Below are 852 nucleotides of genomic sequence, written 5' to 3'. Positions count from 1 at the left end.
GTCGTCGATGAAGGCATCACATACACCAACAATCAGAAGGGCTCGAGTAACGTGCAACAGACGGGCAACAGAGTGGGCGGCAGTCGCTGGGGTCTGCGCGGTATCGAAGAACTGGGCGACGGGTTGAAGGCGGTATTCACGTTGGAAAACGGGTTCCGTCCGAACGACGGAACGTTGGGTCAGGCGTCCCGCGAATTTGGTCGGCAAGCGTTTGTTGGAATCGCAAAGACCGGAATCGGCAGGTTGACGCTCGGGCGTCAATATGAACCGATTGCTGACCTTGTGGCGCGTTTTGCCGGTCCGGGAGTCTGGTCGCCGGCAACGCACATTGGCGACAACGACAACCTGAATCAAACGGTCCGGATCAACAATGCGGCCAAGTTTCGCAGTGACGCGATTGGAGGTTTTACAGTCGACGCGCTTTACGGATTCAGCAACCAGGCAAATAGCGGAAACGGTCAAGGGTTCGGCAACAATCGGGCATGGGGAACGGCGGCGAACTACGTAAACGGTCCATTCTCGATCGGCGGCGGCTATGTCGTGCTCGATCGTCCGGACGCGAAGTCGAACACGAGTGGCGCTGTGGGGGGCACGATCGCCAGCGACGACTACGGTGGCGGGCTCTTCTATGGCCTGGACGGCGGTGTCGAGCGTCAGCAGATTGCAGTGGCGGGCGGCAATTACGTATTCGGACCGACAACGGTAGGCTTTGCCTTCAGCCAGACACGACTTGACTATAACGATGGCTCGTCGCGCAAATTCAACAACTACGATGCGAATCTTCAATATCTGCTCAAACCTGCAGTGACGCTGATCGGCGTGTATACGTTCACCGACGGCCGCGCGGATGGC

Annotated in this window: 1 protein-coding gene; it reads left to right on the top strand. The window is 58.1% G+C overall.

What is annotated here, in order from left to right:
* Positions 1-852, top strand: an 852-nt coding sequence (locus PQR42_RS45560) for a porin (protein WP_408496107.1), incomplete at both ends; no start/stop codon positions are given.

This window comes from Paraburkholderia sediminicola (assembly GCF_046027355.1).
Lineage (GTDB): Bacteria > Pseudomonadota > Gammaproteobacteria > Burkholderiales > Burkholderiaceae > Paraburkholderia > Paraburkholderia sediminicola_B.
This window is presented reverse-complemented; position numbering and strand designations above follow the sequence as displayed.